The 560-nt window shown below is 62.9% G+C and carries 1 protein-coding gene; it reads left to right on the top strand.

Annotation, left to right across the window (positions count from 1 at the left end; translation table 11 throughout):
• Window positions 1-6: 6 nt before the first annotated feature.
• Window positions 7-560, top strand: a 554-nt coding sequence (locus C7G61_RS43145; RefSeq protein ID WP_244608797.1) for an aldehyde dehydrogenase family protein, incomplete at its 3' end; no start/stop codon positions are given.

The following is a 560-nucleotide window of genomic DNA, read 5'->3' as shown; positions in this document are numbered from 1 at the left end:
GTCCTTATGGAGCTCGGCGGCAACGCCCCCGTGCTCGTCGGAGACGGCGTGAACGCCGCAGAGATCGGCCGATTGGCCGCCGTCGGGAAGGCACGCGCCTCGGGACAGATCTGCGCGTCTCCCTCGCGATTCATCATCCATGAGGCCTCCTACGATGATTTCGTTGGCTCCTTCGCGGAAGTCTTCAACTCGCTCAAGGTCGGCGATGGTTTTGCGCCGGATGTACAGATGGGGCCGGTCGCGAATGCGCGCAGGCTTGCCGCTGCCCAGTCAATGGTAGACGACGCCAAGCAACGTGGCGCTCGCGTCGCGGCGGGAGGCCAACGCATCGGGAATCGAGGTTACTTCTTCGCGCCGACCGTTCTGGCGGAAGTTCCTCTTGACGCCGACGCGATGACAGTGGAGCCGTTCGGCCCGATTGCGGCTTGCGTCTCGGTGCCCGACCTCGATGCGGCGCTGTCGGTTGCCAACAGTCTCTCAGTAGGTCTCGCGGCATATGCCTTTACGAACTCGCTTCACGATGCAGAGCGGATTTCACGCAATCTGGAGTGTGGAGTTCT

The organism is Bradyrhizobium algeriense (assembly GCF_003062295.1).
Classification (GTDB): Bacteria; Pseudomonadota; Alphaproteobacteria; order Rhizobiales; family Xanthobacteraceae; genus Bradyrhizobium; species Bradyrhizobium algeriense.
Note: the sequence above shows the minus strand (reverse complement) of the source record. Positions and strands in the feature narration are given on the sequence as shown.